Raw genomic sequence first — 19477 nt, 5'->3', positions numbered from 1 at the left:
CGTCGACAATACATTAGTCATGGATGCTTTTAGCGATCCATGATTAATGTGTTTTCAATGACTCAATCAAGTTTCTCATTCCATTTAGAATTCATAGATAGAGTCCTCCTGCTGGTTGATGGATCAATTCAACGTTGACATCCAGCATTATCTATCCAACCAAGTATAATTTATAAGAAAATACAGTATTATTCTTTAAATGATAAACTCTCTTCCTCTAAAAATGTTCTCATAATTGGTAAGGAAGCGGGACCAATGCCATGGATTTTCAGAATTTCTTTTTCGGTGTATTTTGATAGTTTTTGTAAAGTATCAATACCATTATGGACTAAGGCATTTCTGGCAGGTGAGCTTAATTTCGATAGGAATCCACTTGTTGGTTTATTCTCTTTATCACAAGTAGGGCAACTTGTGCAGTCACTACTTTTGTAAAAAGTATGCCCTTTTTCACAAACCTTTACATTCATTTTTGCTTTCAATAGTAACACTCCCGCTAATTTCTAAATTCAATATAACACACTTCCAATAATTGCTTTTTACATTTTCGATATGACAATACAAACCAAAATAAAGAATGCTTTCAAAACGTAGTAGGGACTATTTGTTAACAAAGCAACAAATAGCTCACCTATTATAGTCCCATCCCCTGAACTTGTTTTTTTACTATTCTTTTCATGGTATTCCTTTGAGTAAAGAATTCCAAATATCAGTGTAAATATTGCTATAGATCCTGCAAGAAATTCTCCCCATCCCCAAATCAAAACGTTTTCCTGCTTTCTTAATTTTAATTACCCCTACTCAACTAACCTATCACTTTAATTGAACTAGAAAAAAGAGTCGTTTAATTAGCTCAATGTTCCAATCAACTAAAACAGATATTCTACCAAGCGACAGGGTGTCATCTGTTGATTTCACATAGAACTTCTTATTTTTGTCTCCATACATATGAAACATCTCCACTTCAATCAGCTTCCTACAGTAATCGCGTTCCCTTTATTTTGTAAAGTAGAAACTATACTTAATGCTGCCAGATAGCTTGTTTTAGGATTGTTTGGCATTGGCTCATTTTCGATTAGTAAATTCATTTTGCCAAAATCACCTTTCGCTTCAATAAGATGGGTGTTTCGCTGAATTTTCGGATCTGCTATAACGCGTACAATCGTTTTATCCGCACCCAGTCCTGCAATGGATAATAGTAATGCAACATTGACGTTTTTAGGGAATTTTTCAATTGCCTCCAATGCCACGCCATCAAATATGCATTCTTCTACAGGCTTCACATCTAGTCCTAGTGACGGATAGGACTTTCTAGTCGTAATGCGTACTTCCTTTAATCCACCTAGTGAATTTGCTGATTGTAGGAGGTCCAGTCCACCAATTGCTCCTGAAGGCAGATAAATATGTTGCTGATTCTTCCGCGCCACTTCTTTCATTTCATTCAAATATGCAACATCTTTAAATGCACCGATACTACTCAGTATCATGTCTTTCTTATTCACCAGCACTACTTCCATATGCTCCATCGCTACTTCAATCGTTGCAGCTTCCACGACTACGTCCATAGGAGATTGAATAAACTCCTGAAAGTCTGTATAGAACGTGGCACTGTACTGTGATTCTAGTACTGGCCCCACCTCTTGGTTTCGACCAAATATAGAAATAATTTCACCGTCCACTTTGCTGTTCCCGTTAATACTTTCTAAAAGATACTGCGCAATATTGCCAGTCCCAATTATGCCGATTTTCATTTTACAACACCTCTTCCTTCAGTATATACACTTCTTCCAGAAATAGATTACTTTCTATTTCAATACCCTCTCTATACATAAACAACACAAGGTACGAATAGGATGATATGGATAACAGATAGATAAATTAGGGGGTATGTATGAGTGGCTGGTTATACAGATAATTATGAACGGGATACGTATGGCATTATCGACTTTTGGGTGCGCAATAATTTTGAACATGGTGAGTTTTTCGATAGAGAAATCAGTCACCATGAGTTAGAGTTAGCACGTGCCAATCAGCAAATGATCGACCGCATGGGGAAAATTTTTAAAAAGACTGAATCCAAAACCGGCGACATCGGATTAATTATCGATGAAGCAAAGAGCTCTACAAAAGAGTTTGCTGATTTACTGCTGCATACGATGGATCGTGCGTTACATTGTGATGTAATTATTTCTACCCCTACTTCCCTTCTTGATCATATGATTCGAGAAGCTGAGGAAGCAGAGCGTGTGTTCAAATTAATTGAAACGAATTCTTACATCACACCAGCGGATGCAACACTACATGAGAGCAACTTCTGGCTTCGTCAAATGCTTGACCACTTACTATTCATCAGCCATTACGTGGATCCTTCTAACTACGAATTACACGATCAAGTGCGCGCGATGACTAGGAAGTTTGAAAACCTTCTACTTCAAGCGCAAGCATTGAAGACAATCATTCGCAGACCACGCAATGAAGTATCACCTGTGTTGAATACATTCAATCAAATGGTGATAAAGGAAGCAAAAGCACTCGAAGCTTTCAAGCTAGAATTAAGTGACCTAATCAAAGCCTGTGCCGCAGTTACGACGGCTCCGCCTGATTTGCTAGAACATATTGCGAGAGAAGCCCACCATCTGTGGAAGAACCTCGAAGATCAGGTTGTAAACTAATTTTCATGAAAACATGACGGGAATTTCCCCGTCGTGTTTTTTTATATATTTAAGCTTCGCTACAGTAGTAGAGGGACGGTAATGGCAATGACTTTGGCAGAACTGGAGCACTTTGTAGATAAGTAGGGAAAACATTTAATGAAGATGGCATACTGTTTTACGTGACCATGAAATGGCGTAGGATATCGTTCAGGAAGTCCTTATTTCTTTTTATGTGAAGTTGAACTACAAAGAACAAGGAAAGTTACGTACTTACTTAACCCAACTAACTGTCGATCTTTGTAAAGATCATTTACGAAGATGGTCATTTCGTGCTCTGGGTCCTAAAAAGATCAGATAGAAATCATACACACTGAACAGGATCAATTGATCATACAAGAAGAACAATCCATCATTGCTATCGCTGTATAAACATTACCTGTGAAGTATCGCAAAATTATTTTCTTCTATTTGCACATACTCGCAGATATACCAACGAATCCAACAAGCTACAACTTAATGCTATAGAAGATAAAACAACTCTTAGTAAAACCGCCTTCCTTTGAATCAATTCATAGGAAGGCGGTTTATTATTTGTTAATGAAGTATACCTTTATTTCACAACGGTCACAGGGCACACAACATGCTTCATTACCTTATGGCTGACGCTACCTAAAACCATTTCTTGAAATGAATTTAACCCACGGCTACCAATGACTAGTTTGTCAATTTTCTTTTCGTTTACATAGTTGATGATTTCCTCGCTAGGATTCCCTCTGAGTATAATCACTTTCGCTTCCACCGCCGCTTCCTTTGCCATAGCTAAAATCGGCTGCATTTTTTGTTCGCGTTTCAGTGCTAAGCTTTCAGAGCTTTGCTCTAACAGTCTTTCATCCTTTGCCTTGCTAAAATCCTGCACATAGATAATTTCTAACGTAACTCTAGGCAAATATTCTGCTAGCATAATCGCATGTTTTGCGGCACGCATCGCATTTTCAGACCCATCAATCGCTACAGCAATTTTCATATGGTTCACTCCCTCACAATAATTTTTCATATAATTGTTCACTTGAAGTATTTAGTCCACGAATCGTGACCGTCGTCCCTTTACTTTCCAGTTTAGTCACCACTTTTAGAATGGCACCCACTGCAGATTCATCCCATAGCTGACTATTTTCAAAATCAATAACAATCTGTTTTTCATTAATATTATCAAATGCCTGGATAAATCTCGTCGTAGAAGCAAAAAACAATGGACCTTGCACTTTATAGATACCCGCTTTATTCGTTACCGAGACACGCGATATCTTCGCAACAAAGAATAACGCACTTAGAACAACCCCGATCACTACGCCAATTGCCAAGTTGTGCGTGTATAAAATAATCGCCACTGTAATCAGCATAACAATAGATTCTGATCGCGGTGCAGACCGAAGAAACTTAAACGATCCCCAGTTGAAAGTCGTAGCCGCCACCATAACCATGACACCTGCAAGAACAGGCATCGGAATTTTGACGACCAAATCTCCTAATACAATAATCAAAAACATTAAAAATGCTCCAGCAGTCAATGTCGATAATCGACCCCTGCCACCTGATTTGACATTTATGACGGATTGCCCAATCAATGCGCAGCCTGCCATTCCACCAAAGAATCCAGTGATGAAGTTAGCAATACCCTGTCCGCGTGCTTCACGGTTTTTATTGCTCGGTGTATCTGTCATGTCATCAAGTACCTGCGAAGTCAGTAACGACTCTAGTAACCCGACAATCGATAGTGCCAATGAATATGGTAAAATAATTTTCAAGGTTTCAACGTTCAATGGAATATTAGGAAAAAAGAATGTTGGCAATGAACTCGGCATCGTACCCAAATCCCCGATTGATTGTAATCTAACCCCACTGAACAGCGCAATGGCTGTCATAACCACAATCGCAATCAGCGGAGCCGGTATCAAAGTGAAGAAACGCGGAACTGCATATACCAAAATCAATGTAACGACCGCAAAAACATATGTCATCGTACCCGAACCAATCAAATAAGGTAGCTGTGTCATAAAAATCATAATTCCTAGCGCGTTTACGAATCCTAACATCACGGAGTTCGGTATAAAGCGCATTAAATTCGCGACTCCTAGTGAACCTAAAATTAATTGAATAATACCCGTTAAAATAGTGGCTGCCAGTACGTATTCAAGACCATGATCAGCCATTAAACTGACAAGTACTAGTGCCATGGCACCCGTAGCAGCCGATATCAATCCAGGTCTGCCCCCGACAAACGCAGTAATGACGGCAATAGTAAATGATGCATATAGCGCAACACGCGGATCCACCCCGACGATAAACGCAAAAGCCAATGCTTCTGGAATGAGCGCTAGTCCTACGACTATACCTGCCAATATATCGGCGCGCACATTACCAAACCATTGCTGTTGTAAAGTTTGCATATTGTTCCCCCTCGTAATGGAAAAGTTCATACTATGTTAGAAGACCAACAGCATATCATTTCTAGTCCTAAAATTGAATCATTTTAGCAAACAATCAGGAAATATAGGATATGGATATATTCATCCGATTGTAAGTGAACAGCCGACTAATCAAACCATACCTAACTCCTTACACTATATACCATATCATTGAAGAAACTGGTATTAGTAAGTCAACATTTTATCTCTATTGAGAGAATCGATTTTCATTAACTATAAATAATAGCTAACTATTTACATATGACTATTTTTGTCTATCATAATAGACCTACTAAAATAGCCTCCTTCTCTATTTACAACAAATTATATACTGAGTCTTCAGAACCCCGTATTACTTCTTTCATTCAATGAACTATCTTGTACATTAAAGATACACATTATATTTTAACCGCTTGATGTCATAAGAGACTAGACCTATATAAAAATTAATATTATTAATAGACTTTTAACCCATTTTGTAGATTTAAAACTTTCCCGTATGTATAATGAAATCAACAACTAAATAATAACAGACAGGAGTTGGGATTTCTGATGATTAGATTCAATAGTATTAAGGCGAAACTACTGACAGGCTTCTCTATTGTGCTTTTATTGATAGTTTTACTAGGCATATTCATTTTCTCTACCCTCCAAGCAAATAATGCAGCTACGGAAAATATTCTAGAAAAAGAGTTACCCTTATTAATTGCTGACGAGCAGTTGGCACTTGGTATGGCGAATCGAATTGCCACCTCAAGGGGATATATTATGACAGGAGAATCTAGCTACAAAGATTTATTTGATACATATACAGAAGATAGTGTAAAGCATCAAACCACTGTTAGTGAGCTGGGAAATTCGAAGGAAATACAGGATTTGATTCAAAGAACCGTCGAATGGCGGGAGTACATCACCGAAAATGTATTTGCTGAATATGAACGTGGTAACAAAGAGTTGGCTGAACGTAATTTGTTGGCCTCGAATGACGATGCACGCAGTTTAATGCACTCATACGAAAAAGCAGCTGAGGATCGTGAAGTCATCATCACTGATATTGAAAAGAATTTACTTGCAGGTGGCAAAAATACTTTGATTTTAGTTACCAGTATAATAGCGTTAGTTATTCTTTTAAGCATAGTAGTTGCTATAACTACTGCTAATTCCATTTCTAAGCCTCTTCAAGTGGTAATGGAACGAATGAAACGCATCGCTAACGGCAATTTAAGCAGTCCGCCTTTAGAAACAAATTTACGAGATGAAATTGGACAACTGTTCGCATCTACGAATGAGATGAGTAATAATACGCACGAACTATTGAATGAGATACATACTGTGGCTCAAACGGTTTCATCCCAAAGTGAAGAACTAACTCAATCTGCTGGAGAAATAAAAATAGGTACTGCTCAGATCGCCACTACAATGGAAGACTTGGCTTACGGCACTGAATCCCAAGCTACTAACGCGAGTAGTTTATCAACTTCAATGGAAGTCTTCGTTTCTAAAGTAATGGATGCCAATGAAAACGGAGTCCACATTCACCAGTCATCAAATGAAGTACTGAAGATGACAAGTACCGGCAGCGAAGTGATGAATTCTTCATTGGAACAGATGCAGATTATCGATCAAATCGTCCATAATGCAGTGACAAATGTAGAAGGATTAGACAAGCATACACAACAAATTTCCCAACTTGTTTTGGTTATACAAGGAATTGCTGCACAAACCAATTTGTTAGCGTTAAATGCAGCGATCGAAGCAGCTCGAGCTGGTGAACACGGTAAAGGATTTGCTGTGGTGGCCGATGAAGTACGTACTCTGGCAGAACAATCTTCCGCATCCGTTACCAATATCACTGAAATCGTCAATCGGATTCAAACTGAGTCCACTATGGTTACCAATTCATTACAAGAAGGATATAAGCAAGTGGAGGAAGGGACAAACCAAATAAAACGTACTAATGAAACATTTGATAATATAAGTGACGCCGTAACAGACATGGTCAATCGGATTCAAAGCATTTCGAACGACCTTCAGGATATTTCGGAAAGCAGTCAGGAAATGAGTGGGTCAATCGAAGAGATTGCGGCAATTACTGAAGAGTCTGCGGCTGGCGTGGAGCAAACTTCAGCATCCTCACAACAAGCAAGCAGCGCAATGGAAGAAATAGCAAGTAACTCTGATGATTTAGCCCGATTGGCTGAAGAACTCAATGCGCTTGTGCGAAAATTTACTTTATAATTGGAAAAGCGTCTGCTACTATGCAGACGCTTTTACGTGATTCGTTATATTTTTTATAGAGTGTGAAATAAATATTCTACCCGCAACCATTCTCGACAATTACAATCCACACCCATTCAACGTACTTGACTTCCGCCAAAATTCCCGCGCTTAATCTCTACAACTTCATATACCGTTACAAATGCATGTTGATCTACGTCACGAATGATTTCTTTCATCTTACTATCTTCCAAATGATAAATATTACAAGTGATTTCTATGAATTCCTGATTTGTAAAACTCCCTTGGACCACTTGATAAGTAGCACTTCGACCTAAACGTCCATGAATCTCTTCTATCATCATTTCAGGTTTATCTGTTACAATCTTATATGTTTTAGAACCACTAAATCCAATTTCCATGATAGATATGACTTTCGATGCGATGAAATAAGCAATCGCTGACATAATCGCACCAGTCAGCCCAAAGACAGTTGAAACAACAAGAAAGACAAAAATATTTAAGAATAAAATTAGATCACTTGTCCCAAATGGAAGTTTTCTTGAAAGTAATACTGCGAGCATATCAATACCGTCGAGTGCTCCACCATTACGCAAAGCTATTCCGATTCCGACTCCAATAATGATCCCGCCAACGACAGTTATCAATAATGTATCATCTTGAACAATGACGGGAACATGATGCATTAAACTTGTACTGGCGCTTAAGGATACGATGCCCACGATAGAAAGTGCTGCAAAGCGCCTACCTACCTGTTTGTAACCAAGGAAGATAAACGGTATATTTAACATCGTAATTAATACGCCTAACGGAAGTCCAAAAACCTTAGAACCTACAATACTTAGTCCTGTAACCCCACCATCCGATACATTGTTTGGAATAAGGACTGACTCAAGTCCATACGCTGTAATCACTGCACCTATCATGACGAAAAAGGCTTGAAATAGAAGACGTAATGTCTTATGTGACTTCTTTGTAATTACTTTCATTTTCTCATTCCTTTCAGTTATTTAGTAAGTCACATACTTCTCTTTACCATACCCTTTTATCGATATAAACTATTCCATGAAAAGTAGATTTTTGTAGTTTTTTGTATAAATGGCATGACGCGCGACTAAATATAGTAGTAGCATACAAACCACATGGCCGCAGTAACCCAAGAGTCGTATCGAAAGGGAAAAGACCAGTCATCCCATGATGTCTGGTCTTTCTACTAGTTAAAATCTTGATTTTGTTGGTTTCTTCATTGGCGCTTTATTCATCAAATATGAGATGAATGTATCATCCGCCAAGTTGGGATTGGATGAGTTCAGCAACACAGCTAGATTCTTCGCATCATCGAGCGCTCTATGGGCGTTATGCACTTGAATTCGGTGCGCTCTCAATAACTGCTGCAGTTTGCCGTTTTCAAATCCATAATTTTTCCATTTGATTTGCCTGACGGAGCAATACCAGTCCATGTCGAGCGTTTCAGGTAATAGTCGACTAACGAAGCCCCTGTCAAATGATGCATTATGTGCTACTATACCATCTGCTTGATCTAGTATTTTTAGTATTCTATCCATATCAAGCGACTTCCCTCTGACCATCTGATCGGTAATGCCGGTGAGCTGGGTAATTACCGGAGAGATAGAATAGAACGGGTCTTGAAACTCGCAATACTCATCAGCCACTCGAACAATACGGTTGCCTTCATACTCTCCAAGCATAACGCCTAACTCAATCACTTCACTCGTCTCGGCACGCATGCCTGTTGTCTCCACGTCAATAAAAGCTATATGTTTTGTCATGTGAAGTCTCCTTTTACACTCTGTTTGCATATATCGAGAATATAATTATGAACAGTTCTATCCTTTTAGTATATCAGGATTTCAATACAATATGTTCCATTTGAACTGTCAGCATTTAATTGAACGTCTAGTAATTTCATAAGTTGCCACACAATTCAACGTGCTGTATACTAGGATTGCTTACATGATTGTCCGTCCGGGTGCTTGAGAGAATCAGGCTGAGATAGCAGATGAATCCTCTGCTGACCGTTAATCTGATCTGGGTAATGCCAGCGTAGAGAGCGTGATCGATGGAATTATACAGGAATCTCTTTCCTTCCTCGGCCGTCTGCTCTTCAGACGGCTTTTTTGTATAAAAATAACGAGGAGTGGAAGAGTTTGAAAAAGTTAAAGTTTACCGATTTATTGATTACTATCATGATTGGTGTTGTATTTGGCGTGCTCATGAAGTTTTGGGATGATTTATACACTGTCGTCAAACCAATCATGCCTGTTGCGCGTCAACTGCTTTACGGTATGTGGTTCATGGTGGGGCCGTTTGCCTTCCTATTATTACGAAAGCCCGGCACTGCATTCATCGCAAGTATTGCGGGGGCTTCATTGTCTGCATTTGCCGGTCATGGTATTGAAGTATTGATGTATGGATTCGTACAAGGACTTGCTGCTGAATTATTGTTCGCTGCATTCCGTTATAGACGCTATTCTATTGTAATTGCTGGGTTAGCAGGAGTCGCGTCATGTCTTGCAAGTTTCGGACTCGATTTGATTTATGGTTACGCAGCACTCGAAACATGGGCGCTCATTGTAAAATATGGATTACGTGCAATTAGCGCATTCATCTTCACAGGTATTTTTGCTGTGTTTATTGTAAAAGCGCTAGAAGCAACAGGTGTGACGTCGCTAATTCGACCTGTTGATAAGAAAGAATATACGATGCTTGATCAGTAAAAGCGGAGGTATGATCCAACTATGAATAACATCAGCGTTACCGATTTACGACTAAAGTTTCCTGGAGAAGATGCTTTGGTCTTTAAGGACCTCTCCTTCTCTGTTCAGCCCGGTGAAAAAGTTCTCATGCTCGGTCCTAGCGGTTGTGGGAAATCTACTTTACTTCAAGTGCTGAGTGGCATTATCCCGAACTCCATCGAACTGCCAATGAAAGCAACAAGCATTCAGTTACCCGACTCGTGGGGGTTCGTTTTCCAAGATCCAGATACACAGTTCTGTATGACATACGTCGATGAAGAACTCGCATTTGTCTTGGAGAACCTTCATGTGCCGCGTGAAAAAATGGCATCTCTTATTGCAGAGGTGTTGAAGCGTGTAGACTTGCACTTGAAAGATGTTCATACGCCCATCAATGAAATGTCTCAAGGCATGAAACAACGATTAGCATTGGCTTCTGTTTTATTATTGGAACCTAATGTACTATTTCTGGACGAACCTTCCGCTTTACTGGATCCGGAAGGCACGCAACAGATTTGGACTTCTATTAAAGAAGCAACCGCTGATAAAACCGTGATTATCGTGGAGCATAAAATTGATTTGATTGCTGACTGGGTAGATCGTGTTGTGTTGTTTAATGATCATGGTGTCATACTAGCAGACGGTTCACCTGCAGATATTTTTGCAAACTTCCAAGAAGAACTGAAACGTTATGGCATTTGGTATCCAGGGGTATGGGAAGAATATAAAACTTCTGATGGATTTCAATTGATGATGCTAAATCGTCAAGCGGTTTCATCACAAGAGAAAATTCATATCGAGGATTTTCACGGTTATCGTGGTCAAGTGGAGAAGATTTCTGCCAAGCATGCGACTGTACAGGCCGGTGACTGGATTACAATTGTTGGGGAAAATGGTTCAGGTAAAAGTACATTGCTTTTATCTCTTATGCAATTGCTACGGACTAACGGCGTCTACGAAGTGAACGGCGTAGCCATTGGTTGGAAAAAGAAGAAACGGCAACTCCCGAAAGGTCTATCGCTCGTCTTTCAAAATCCCGAACTACAATTTGTAACGAACTCGATTACGGAAGAATTAACAGTATCTTTGCACGGTATGCCAAAAGCTGATGCAGACATGTATGCAAAGGAATTGATGCGCTTATTTAACTTACCCGATTCCGTTTCACGCCATCCTTATCAACTATCTACGGGCCAAAAGCGTCGCTTGAGTGTAGCAACTGCCCTTACACCTAGTACAGATATCTTGTTACTTGATGAACCTACCTTCGGACAGGATGCACGAAACACATTCGCCATTCTAGAGAAGCTGGAGCAGTTGCGCACGAAAGGCATGACAATTTTGATGGTTACGCATGATACGGAAATTGTAGAGAACTTCGCTACTGCTGTTTGGAATGTAGTCGATGGCGTTGTGCAAACGGACAGTGGCGTAGGGGGTGCGATGAATGTTCAATTGGTTCACACCTAAACGCGAGACTTGGCTATTCCGAGTCAATCCCGCGCTAAAATTCATCGTATTTTTTGCGTTCTTGATTATTACGCTTGTGAATCAAAGTTTACCTTTTGCTCTCTCACAGGCTATTTTATACGGAATCTTGTTTTATGGATTCAGCGGTTATTCAATGAAGAAACTTTTATTACTTTCCATTCCGTTAGTCATTTCATTCCTATCCACTGGATTGACGATGTTATTATTCGGTAAGGGTGAAACGGTGTTGTGGCAATGGGGACTATTTAAGATTTCCGAAGAAAGTATTCGACACGCGCTATTGCTCGGGAGTAAATCACTTTCATTTGGCTTCGTCGGTTTTACGTTTATCTTAACAATCCAACCCGTACTATTCTTTTATGCTATGATGCAGCAGTTTCGTCTGCCGTCCAAATATGCGTATAGCTTTATTGCAGCTTTTCGTTTAATTCCTGCTGTCACTGAAGAGCTGCAAATTCGCAGGAACGCGTTGAAAGTACGGAATATACAGTTTTCCAAAGGGGTTAAAGGGTTGTATGAGCGATTGCAATCCTATACCGTTCCTCTATTTGCCCAAAGTATACGTCGTGCGCAACGCATTGCTGTTGCGATGGAAGCGAAACAGTATCAGATGGGTGCTGCAAGGACGTATTATTATCCTACACGGTATAATAGAATAGACGTGGTTTTTGTACTGATCATGATAGGTAGTTTAACTCTAGCCTTTTTATTATCTGTTTATCAGTAGTTACTTGAAAACGAACGCATATACTGTATAACCAAATTAAAAGAGAACACAGATCTAGTTCAGATCCTGTGCTCTCTTTTTACATTCCATGCGCTAATGATTTTACGGCTTTCTTTATCTCATGGGTTTACAGCTTCCCAAATACTGCCTGATCCATAAACTCCACGTAACTTTCTATCTGAAACAAATCGCAATGCAATCCATTGTGCTCTCATCAATTTTGTAGGTAAACGGTTTTCCTCGTTCTCTCAGATCACTAGCTTGCGCACAAATCCTAGCGATTAGTATTCCTCAAATTATTGTGTCTTTTGTTTAAGCAGATGTATCTGTGACTAATATTATGCTGATGTCCCCGATACTGGAAGACGGTTAAAGAATTTTAAAAAGCAAAACTATCTAAGCAATCTTAACGACTGGCCGTGGTAGTTCTGCTTTATATCGTTTATTTAATTATCGTAACGGAGCTATTCACATGTTTAATTACTTTTTGACTGACACTACCCATAACTAGCTTTTTAAGTAATTTTAAACCGCGACTGCTTAGGATGAGATGATCAATTTCATTCGTGTTTACGTGTTTAATGATTTGCTGATGCGGATTTCCCCGGAGCATTGTAACTTCTGCTACGATTCCACTATCATTGACTAACTTCAATGCCGATTGCATCTTCTTCTTCTGGTACATAGCAAGACTGTTAGGACTTTGTTTTAACAATCGCTCATCCTCTTTATTAAAGTCGATCACATGGATCAATTCCAGTTTCGCTTCAGAAAATTGTTGCATTAACATGATCGCATAATCTGTCGCTCGTAATGCATTATCTGAACCATCTACCGCCACAGCAATCTTCATGATAAAACCTCCTCAAACTACTTTCTACGTTTGTACAATTGAGATCTTCTCTCAGCTTCCGTCACCGACATAACATTCCATTCTCATACTCTATACCCTTTTCACGGATCGTATAGTCCAGCAATAAGTCCCTGTTCTATCAATCCAAAATCATTCTACCAATTACTTAATAAAAATCCAATAATCAGCTTCCCACAAAACCATAAATCTACTATAAAGGCCCTGTAAACAAGACTATATGACAACTCCATTTACTTAACAATTGTGACTGGACAATTTGCTTGTTCCATTACACTGCGACTTACACTGCCAAGCACAACTTCTTGCATTATGTTCATTCCACGACTACCCAGTACCAATTGCTCAACATTTGCTGTCTGCAGATATTTAATGATTTCGAGATCGGGTTTTCCTCGTAACAGCGTAATACTCGTTTTAACTCCGACTTTATCTGCCAATTCCACTACTGGCCTCACAATTCGATCTTGATACAAGGATAAGCTTTTTAGATTTTGCAACAGGAGTTGTTCATCTTCCACTTTGTTATAGTCGGTTACAGAAATCACTTCAAGCTCCGCGTCTTGTGCATCTTTTAAAAGTGTCAGCGCATATTTCGCTGCACGGAAAGCGTGTTCAGAACCATCTATAGCTACAGCAATTTTCATACTAACCACCCTCCACTGTTTTGAATAATAATTATTGTTAGCATATAACAGAAAACGATAATATTCAGTAATCCAATCAATGTGGAATACGAATGGACTAACGTATCTGAAAAAAACGTTAACTCATATACTATGAATTAACGTTTTTTATAATGTGAGATTAAATTAAGCAAGCAATAATCGATTAGCGAGCAATCTTCCGCGAACTGTAATACCCGCCCATGCTGCAAGAAATGCTTTGATGAAACCACCGATTAAAAATGGAACAAAGCCCGCCATGACAGCAGCTGTCCAAGAAAGTTCTGCGATAAACTTTAGCCATACTGTACCAAACGCTAAGGCGATGAACATTCCAATGATATTTGCAATAATTGCATTTGATAGTTTGAAACTCGTGCGCTCCATATAATAACCCGTAATGAATGCGGTTGGGATAAAGCCAATTAGAAATCCGCCCGTAGGTCCAAAAATTACACCGAACCCCGAAGACATACCTGAAAATACAGGCATCCCTACTGCGCCCATAGCTAAATATATTAATACAGAGATCGTTCCATAACGTGATCCTAAAATAGTTGCTGCTAAACCAACTGCAAGTGTTTGTCCTGTAATCGGAACTAATGGAAGTGGTATCGTTAGCTGTGCCATAATACCGATAATGGCCGCGAATAATGCGGTTACAATCATCATTTTCAATTTATTTCGTGAGTCTATCATTTCTCTAATCCCCTTTGAGTAAACCATTCCCTAAGTAGCGTTGACATGTATTTTATAGTATATAAATATATGTGTCAATCGTTTCTAGTGATTTGTTTACTCTAGGGGTTTAGATGGACTACGCTTTTTCAGATTTTATACTTCCATCATCCTTTTAGCCACTGAAGGTAATAAACCACCTTGCAAATACGCGTCTTTTTCCATTATGTTATCTATTCTAAGCAATACGGAAAATTGAATGATTTCACCGTTTGATCTCACTGCCGTCATACCACAGCGCTGTCCAGGAATGAATGCATTATCTCCCATATCGAGCGTATAAGTTTCCGTTCCATCCAAGCGGAGCACGGATACCGACTCACCTTCGATAAATTGAAGAGGTAGCACACCCATGCCCGACAGATTACTACGGTGAATACGCTCAAAGCTTTCAGCAAGTACCACTTTTACACCAAGCAACGATGTACCTTTTGCCGCCCAATCCCGCGAACTTCCCGTTCCGTACTCTTTCCCTGCCAGTATAATTAAATTACGCTGTTCTTTTTCATATCGCTGTGCTGCTTTAAATACTGTTACTTGTTCTCCTGTCCCCCTGTGTATCGTATAGCCACCTTCTACACCAGGTATAAGTTGGTTGCGAAGGCGTATATTCGCGAACGTACCGCGCATCATCACATGGTGATTTCCCCTGCGGGCACCATAGGTATTGTAAGAACGCGGACTGATTCCCTGCTCTGATAAAAACCTTCCCGCCTCACTATTCAATGGTATATGTCCTGCCGGTGATATGTGATCTGTTGTAATAGAATCTCCCAACATGAGTAGTGGAATCATCTTCTCTGTGCTTTTTTTGATTGATATATTATGAACCTTATTAAAATAAGGTGCACGCTGAATATATGTGGAGTTTTGATCCCAATCATAGAGTATACCTTCCTTGGCCGGTATTGAATCCCAAGTTTCATTTGAATAAATACCTGCGTATTCTTCACGAAAAAGTGACGCGTCTACATATTTTGCAATCATTTTTTGCACCATTTCCGTGGAAGGCCATAAGTCCGCTAAATAAACGGGTTGTCCTTCTATTCCTACACCAATTGGTTCGTTATCAAAGTCTATATCGATACGCCCAGCGAGTGCATAGGCAACAACTAGCGGGGGTGAAGCTAAATAATTTGCACGAATCAGTGGATGTACACGCCCTTCGAAATTCCGGTTCCCACTTAAAATAGACGCAACAACCAAATCATTTTCTGCTATCGCTTCTTCCGCTTCGGTCATAAGTGAGCCGCTATTGCCGCAGCATGTAGCACAACCATATCCATCTATGAAAAATCCGAGTTGCTCAAGCGATATCAGTAAATCTGCTTTTTCCAAATAACGTTTGACGACTCGAGAACCGGGGGTCAAAGTGGTTTTGACATACGAAGGTATTTGCATGCCCTTTTCCACTGCAGCTGCAGCTAGTAAACCTGCTGCCAACATGACAGATGGATTGGACGTATTAGTGCAACTCGTAATAGAAGCCAATACAATAGACCCGTCCTGTATACCCTTTGCATTTTTCACACGTTGCTTTCCATACCCGCCGTCAGCAACTGATCTCGCCAATACATTAGTAAACGACTGCTTCATGTCAATTAGTGCTACTGTATCTTGGGGTCTTTTCGGTCCACTTACTGTCGGTATAATGGTAGTCAAATCCAACTCTACAGTTTCTGAAAAACATGGGGTAATAGATGTTTCATCCATAAACAAGCCTTGGGCACGTAAATATCCTTCCACTAATGGAATGGCATCCTCACGTCCTGTTTGACGAAAGTATTCCAATGTCTGCTCATCCGTCGGGAAGAAACTCATAGTAGCACCATATTCAGGTGCCATATTAGCTATCGTTGCGCGATCTGTTACAGGAATATGCCGTAGGCCTTCACCGAAAAATTCCACGAACTTTCCAACTACCCCTTTTCTTCGTAAGTTATGTGTAACTATCAACGCAATGTCAGTTGCCGTTACACCTTTAGCTAAGGAACCCGTCAACTTCACTCCTACTACATCTGGAATCGTAAAGTATAATGGCTGTCCTAGCATTGCAGACTCCGCTTCGATTCCTCCTACACCCCAACCTACTATTCCAATTCCATTAATCATTGGGGTATGCGAATCCGTGCCAACTAAAGAATCCGGATATAGCCACTTTCTGTCATTATATGTTTCCGTTCTAACACCAGTAGCCAAGTACTCTAAATTTACTTGATGGACTATACCGTTTGACGGTGGTACAACACGGAAGTTTTCAAAGCTATCCTGCGCCCAACGAACAAACGAATAGCGCTCTGCATTTCGTTCATATTCAATGGTCAGGTTTTGTTCGAACGCGGCCTTATCTCCTGAGCGTTCGATAATGACTGAATGATCAATTACCAAATCGACAGGAATTTGCGGATTGACTAGTAAAGGATTGCCACCACATGCTGCTACGGCATCACGCATAGAGGCCAGATCCACAATAGCGGGGATTCCCGTGAAATCTTGAAATACAATACGTGCTGGTTTAAAAGGTACTTCCTGACCTACAGCCTCACCCGACCAATTTGCCAGTGCAGCGATATGTTCATCAGTTATGTATAGTCCATCAGCATGGCGAACTGCAGATTCTAGTAGCAATCTGATTGTATGAGGCAAGCTATTTATTCTGCCGAAACCAAACCTTTCTAATTTCTTCAATGAAACATAGCTGAATTGCTTACCTTCAATCGTTATTTCTTCGCGCAATATATCGCGATGCAATTTGGAATGCTCCTTCATACCGAACTCCCCCCTCGTCACTTATTAAGAATCAGTGGAAATTACCGCCAACTTTGTACAAAACATCGTCCCTCTAGTATTCTTCTTGCCGTTCGATCTAAGCCAACCGCAGATACGTCTTTTCTGTCACTCGTTAATTCCACTGTCACTTCCGCTATACCATCTGGGTGACCTATTCGTATGTTTTGAAGTTCTCTTTTCTCGCTTATTGCGCAGCAATCATTTGGTATGGTACCATCAATCAGTAGTGTAGAGGCCAAATTGTATAGACCGCTCCCGGCAAATGTACGATGAAATTTCCCCATTGAAACCATTCTAGCTATGATGTCGATTTCGTCTGCTTTGACCTCAACACCTGATGTAGTAAAATAACTACGGGGCGGTGCAACTAGGGCGATCTTCGGTATCGATGGTACTTCCTTGGCCGCATCAATTGTTTCAGACATACCTGCAACAACAGCACCTTGGATACGTAATGTTTCAAGCTTCGTGAGTAAGAGCTGATTTTGACTGAGTATTTCATTTGACTCTGAACCATCCAGTCCAAAATCTTGTGCGCTCATAAAAATGAACGGATTGACGATATCACTAATTGTTACTGAAACTTTTTGTTCATCCAACACCAACTCTGTTCGCGTATCAACAGGAAATGTAGTGCCCGTTTTACCACCACCTGGTGACAAAATCGAGACGCTGATTCTTGCACCTGCGTGCACAACCCCTGCCATTAAATAGTCTCCGTCCACTTGGGCTGCACCGTCTACTACAGGAACTTTAAGTCGTACCAACCGATTAATATTTTCATTCAGTACTATCACTTCACAAATACCGTCAGTTAAAGGAACTTTCGCAAATCCCTCATCTATTGCATAAGCACCAACTGCTGCCATTAAGTTCCCACACGTTCCTGCTGAATCTACGATAGCCTTCCCAATTCCTACTTGATAGAATGTGTACGCAAGACACGCTTGTTCGCTGTCAGTTTCACGAATGACGATCACTTTGCTCGTATGAGAGGTGCCGCTCCCAAGTCCATTTACTTGGGAGGGATTATATGCATCAATTGCAGACATAAATATTTGATTTTGCGCACTCTTCGATTTTGGCAAATCACTTTCCTTAAAGAACACACCTCTACTCGTACCGCCGCGATAGATTATACACGGCACAGCTCTTTGTTGCATGGCTAGTTCCTCCTTCATTCAGGAATGATTGTCTTGGCAATTTTCCCATCCAGTGACTCGTATTTTTCCAACTCTATTGTTTCGTATAATTCACGTCGTGTCTGCATCTGATCAAGCACATCCACTTGCGTCCCTTTATTAAAGATTTCATGAAATACTGTTTCAAATGCTTTTGCAGCGGCACGTAAAGAAGTAACAGGATAAATAACCATTGAAAAACCAAAATTTTGAAATTCCTCCGCTGTATAGTAATCCGTCCGTCCAAACTCTGTCATATTAGCTAGTAGCGGCACATTAAACGCAGCCCCCACTTTCTCGAATTCTTCTTTTGTTGTCAACGCTTCCGGGAATAACGCATCTGCTCCTGCTTCAACATATAATTTCATCCGTTCAATAGCTGCATCGAGTCCTTCAACAGACAGTGCATCCGTTCTTGCCACCACCACTAATGAAGGTGCCACCTCTTTAATAGCACGAATCTTCGCTGACATCTCATCAGCTGGAATTAACTTCTTACCATTTAAATGTCCACACTTTTTCGGCAAATCTTGGTCTTCAATTTGTATAGCCGCTACATTTGCTTCAACCATTTCTTTGGCTGTTCGTGCAACATTCAGCACACCACCAAATCCAGTATCAACATCTACTAAAATAGGTAAATTCGTTGCACGTACTAATTCTCTCGCACGCTCCGCCACTTCCTGCGAATGTAAAATCCCAAGATCCGGCAAACCACGGCTGGCGGTAAAAGCCGCACCCGATAAATATAATGCTTCAAAACCAACTTTTTTCGCAGTCAAGGCTGCCATTCCATCATGCGCACCCATGATTTTCAAAATTTCAGTATTTCGAATAGCAGTTAAAAACTCTCTTGACAGTTCCTTCTGTGTCTTTTGTTCTTGAACTAACCATGTCATATATA

General features: G+C 40.2%; 18 protein-coding genes and 1 riboswitch. Of the genes, 6 read left to right on the top strand and 12 right to left on the bottom strand.

Annotated features, from left to right (window positions below; translation table 11 throughout):
* Window positions 1-188: 188 nt before the first annotated feature.
* Window positions 189-467, bottom strand: a complete 279-nt coding sequence (locus CSV63_RS10575) for an RNA polymerase alpha subunit C-terminal domain-containing protein (protein ID WP_199203644.1) — start codon at window positions 465-467, stop codon at window positions 189-191.
* Between the two features lie 498 nt (window positions 468-965).
* On the bottom strand, window positions 966-1748 hold the full coding sequence (gene nadX / locus CSV63_RS10565) for an aspartate dehydrogenase (RefSeq protein WP_099695759.1): 783 nt from the start codon (window positions 1746-1748) through the stop codon (window positions 966-968).
* 144 nt (window positions 1749-1892) lie between these two features.
* Between nadX and CSV63_RS10560 the strand changes: the two genes are divergently transcribed.
* Window positions 1893-2669 (top strand): DUF2935 domain-containing protein, encoded by a 777-nt coding sequence (locus tag CSV63_RS10560; RefSeq protein ID WP_099695758.1) that lies wholly within the window; start codon window positions 1893-1895, stop codon window positions 2667-2669.
* A gap of 184 nt (window positions 2670-2853) precedes the next feature.
* Window positions 2854-3009 carry a sigma factor gene (locus tag CSV63_RS17035; protein WP_099695757.1) on the top strand — a complete coding sequence of 52 codons (156 nt, stop codon included), beginning with the start codon at window positions 2854-2856 and terminating at the stop codon, window positions 3007-3009.
* 252 nt (window positions 3010-3261) lie between these two features.
* Here the strand turns inward: CSV63_RS17035 and CSV63_RS10550 are convergent, their stop codons facing one another.
* Together CSV63_RS10550 and CSV63_RS10545 are read right to left on the bottom strand one after the other, a co-directional pair.
* Window positions 3262-3675, bottom strand: a complete 414-nt coding sequence (locus tag CSV63_RS10550; RefSeq protein ID WP_099695756.1) for a universal stress protein — start codon at window positions 3673-3675, stop codon at window positions 3262-3264.
* A gap of 13 nt (window positions 3676-3688) precedes the next feature.
* A complete protein-coding gene (locus CSV63_RS10545) occupies window positions 3689-5098 on the bottom strand; it encodes a SulP family inorganic anion transporter (protein ID WP_099695755.1) in 1410 nt (469 codons plus the stop codon).
* 570 nt (window positions 5099-5668) lie between these two features.
* On the opposite strand from CSV63_RS10545, the gene CSV63_RS10540 reads away from it, so the two are divergent.
* The gene (locus tag CSV63_RS10540; protein ID WP_099695754.1) at window positions 5669-7354 is read left to right on the top strand and encodes a methyl-accepting chemotaxis protein; all 1686 of its coding nucleotides are present in this window, start codon (window positions 5669-5671) and stop codon (window positions 7352-7354) included.
* Between the two features lie 116 nt (window positions 7355-7470).
* Here CSV63_RS10540 and CSV63_RS10535 read toward each other — a convergent pair whose 3' ends face one another.
* Together CSV63_RS10535 and CSV63_RS10530 are read right to left on the bottom strand one after the other, a co-directional pair.
* Window positions 7471-8343, bottom strand: a complete 873-nt coding sequence (locus CSV63_RS10535) for a YitT family protein (protein ID WP_099695753.1) — start codon at window positions 8341-8343, stop codon at window positions 7471-7473.
* Between the two features lie 228 nt (window positions 8344-8571).
* Window positions 8572-9144 carry an exonuclease domain-containing protein gene (locus CSV63_RS10530; protein WP_158233948.1) on the bottom strand — a complete coding sequence of 191 codons (573 nt, stop codon included), beginning with the start codon at window positions 9142-9144 and terminating at the stop codon, window positions 8572-8574.
* Window positions 9145-9330: 186 nt separating this feature from the next.
* Window positions 9331-9442, top strand: a riboswitch (TPP riboswitch).
* An 80-nt stretch (window positions 9443-9522) separates the two neighbouring features.
* Here CSV63_RS10530 and CSV63_RS10525 point away from each other — a divergent pair.
* Genes CSV63_RS10525 through CSV63_RS10515 form a run of 3 tightly spaced genes read left to right on the top strand, consistent with a single transcriptional unit; the run spans window position 9523 to window position 12328 of the window.
* Window positions 9523-10092 (top strand): ECF transporter S component, encoded by a 570-nt coding sequence (locus CSV63_RS10525; protein ID WP_255408931.1) that lies wholly within the window; start codon window positions 9523-9525, stop codon window positions 10090-10092.
* Between the two features lie 21 nt (window positions 10093-10113).
* Entirely contained in the window at window positions 10114-11580 is a 1467-nt protein-coding gene (locus CSV63_RS10520) for an ABC transporter ATP-binding protein (RefSeq protein ID WP_099695751.1), read from the top strand.
* Complete coding sequence (locus CSV63_RS10515) at window positions 11558-12328, top strand: energy-coupling factor transporter transmembrane component T family protein (RefSeq protein ID WP_099695750.1); 771 nt, start codon at window positions 11558-11560, stop codon at window positions 12326-12328. The genes CSV63_RS10520 and CSV63_RS10515 overlap by 23 nt, the downstream gene beginning before the upstream one ends.
* A gap of 442 nt (window positions 12329-12770) precedes the next feature.
* Here the strand turns inward: CSV63_RS10515 and CSV63_RS10510 are convergent, their stop codons facing one another.
* The 6 genes from CSV63_RS10510 to prpB all read right to left on the bottom strand — a co-directional run bounded on the left by CSV63_RS10510 (window position 12771) and on the right by prpB (window position 19472).
* Window positions 12771-13181 carry a universal stress protein gene (locus CSV63_RS10510; protein WP_099695749.1) on the bottom strand — a complete coding sequence of 137 codons (411 nt, stop codon included), beginning with the start codon at window positions 13179-13181 and terminating at the stop codon, window positions 12771-12773.
* A 251-nt stretch (window positions 13182-13432) separates the two neighbouring features.
* Window positions 13433-13846, bottom strand: a complete 414-nt coding sequence (locus CSV63_RS10505) for a universal stress protein (protein WP_099695748.1) — start codon at window positions 13844-13846, stop codon at window positions 13433-13435.
* 165 nt (window positions 13847-14011) lie between these two features.
* A complete protein-coding gene (locus tag CSV63_RS10500) occupies window positions 14012-14563 on the bottom strand; it encodes a biotin transporter BioY (RefSeq protein WP_099695747.1) in 552 nt (183 codons plus the stop codon).
* A 135-nt stretch (window positions 14564-14698) separates the two neighbouring features.
* The gene (gene acnA / locus CSV63_RS10495; protein ID WP_099695746.1) at window positions 14699-17371 is read right to left on the bottom strand and encodes an aconitate hydratase AcnA; all 2673 of its coding nucleotides are present in this window, start codon (window positions 17369-17371) and stop codon (window positions 14699-14701) included.
* A 41-nt stretch (window positions 17372-17412) separates the two neighbouring features.
* Window positions 17413-18555, bottom strand: coding sequence for a PrpF domain-containing protein (locus CSV63_RS10490; protein WP_099695745.1), 1143 nt, complete (start codon window positions 18553-18555; stop codon window positions 17413-17415).
* A gap of 14 nt (window positions 18556-18569) precedes the next feature.
* Entirely contained in the window at window positions 18570-19472 is a 903-nt protein-coding gene (gene prpB / locus CSV63_RS10485; RefSeq protein WP_099695744.1) for a methylisocitrate lyase, read from the bottom strand.
* Window positions 19473-19477: the final 5 nt, after the last annotated feature.

Source organism: Sporosarcina sp. P34 (assembly GCF_002743375.1).
Taxonomy (GTDB): Bacteria; Bacillota; Bacilli; order Bacillales_A; family Planococcaceae; genus Sporosarcina.
The sequence above is the reverse complement of the archived record's forward strand: the minus strand, read 5'-3'. Positions and strand labels throughout refer to the sequence as shown.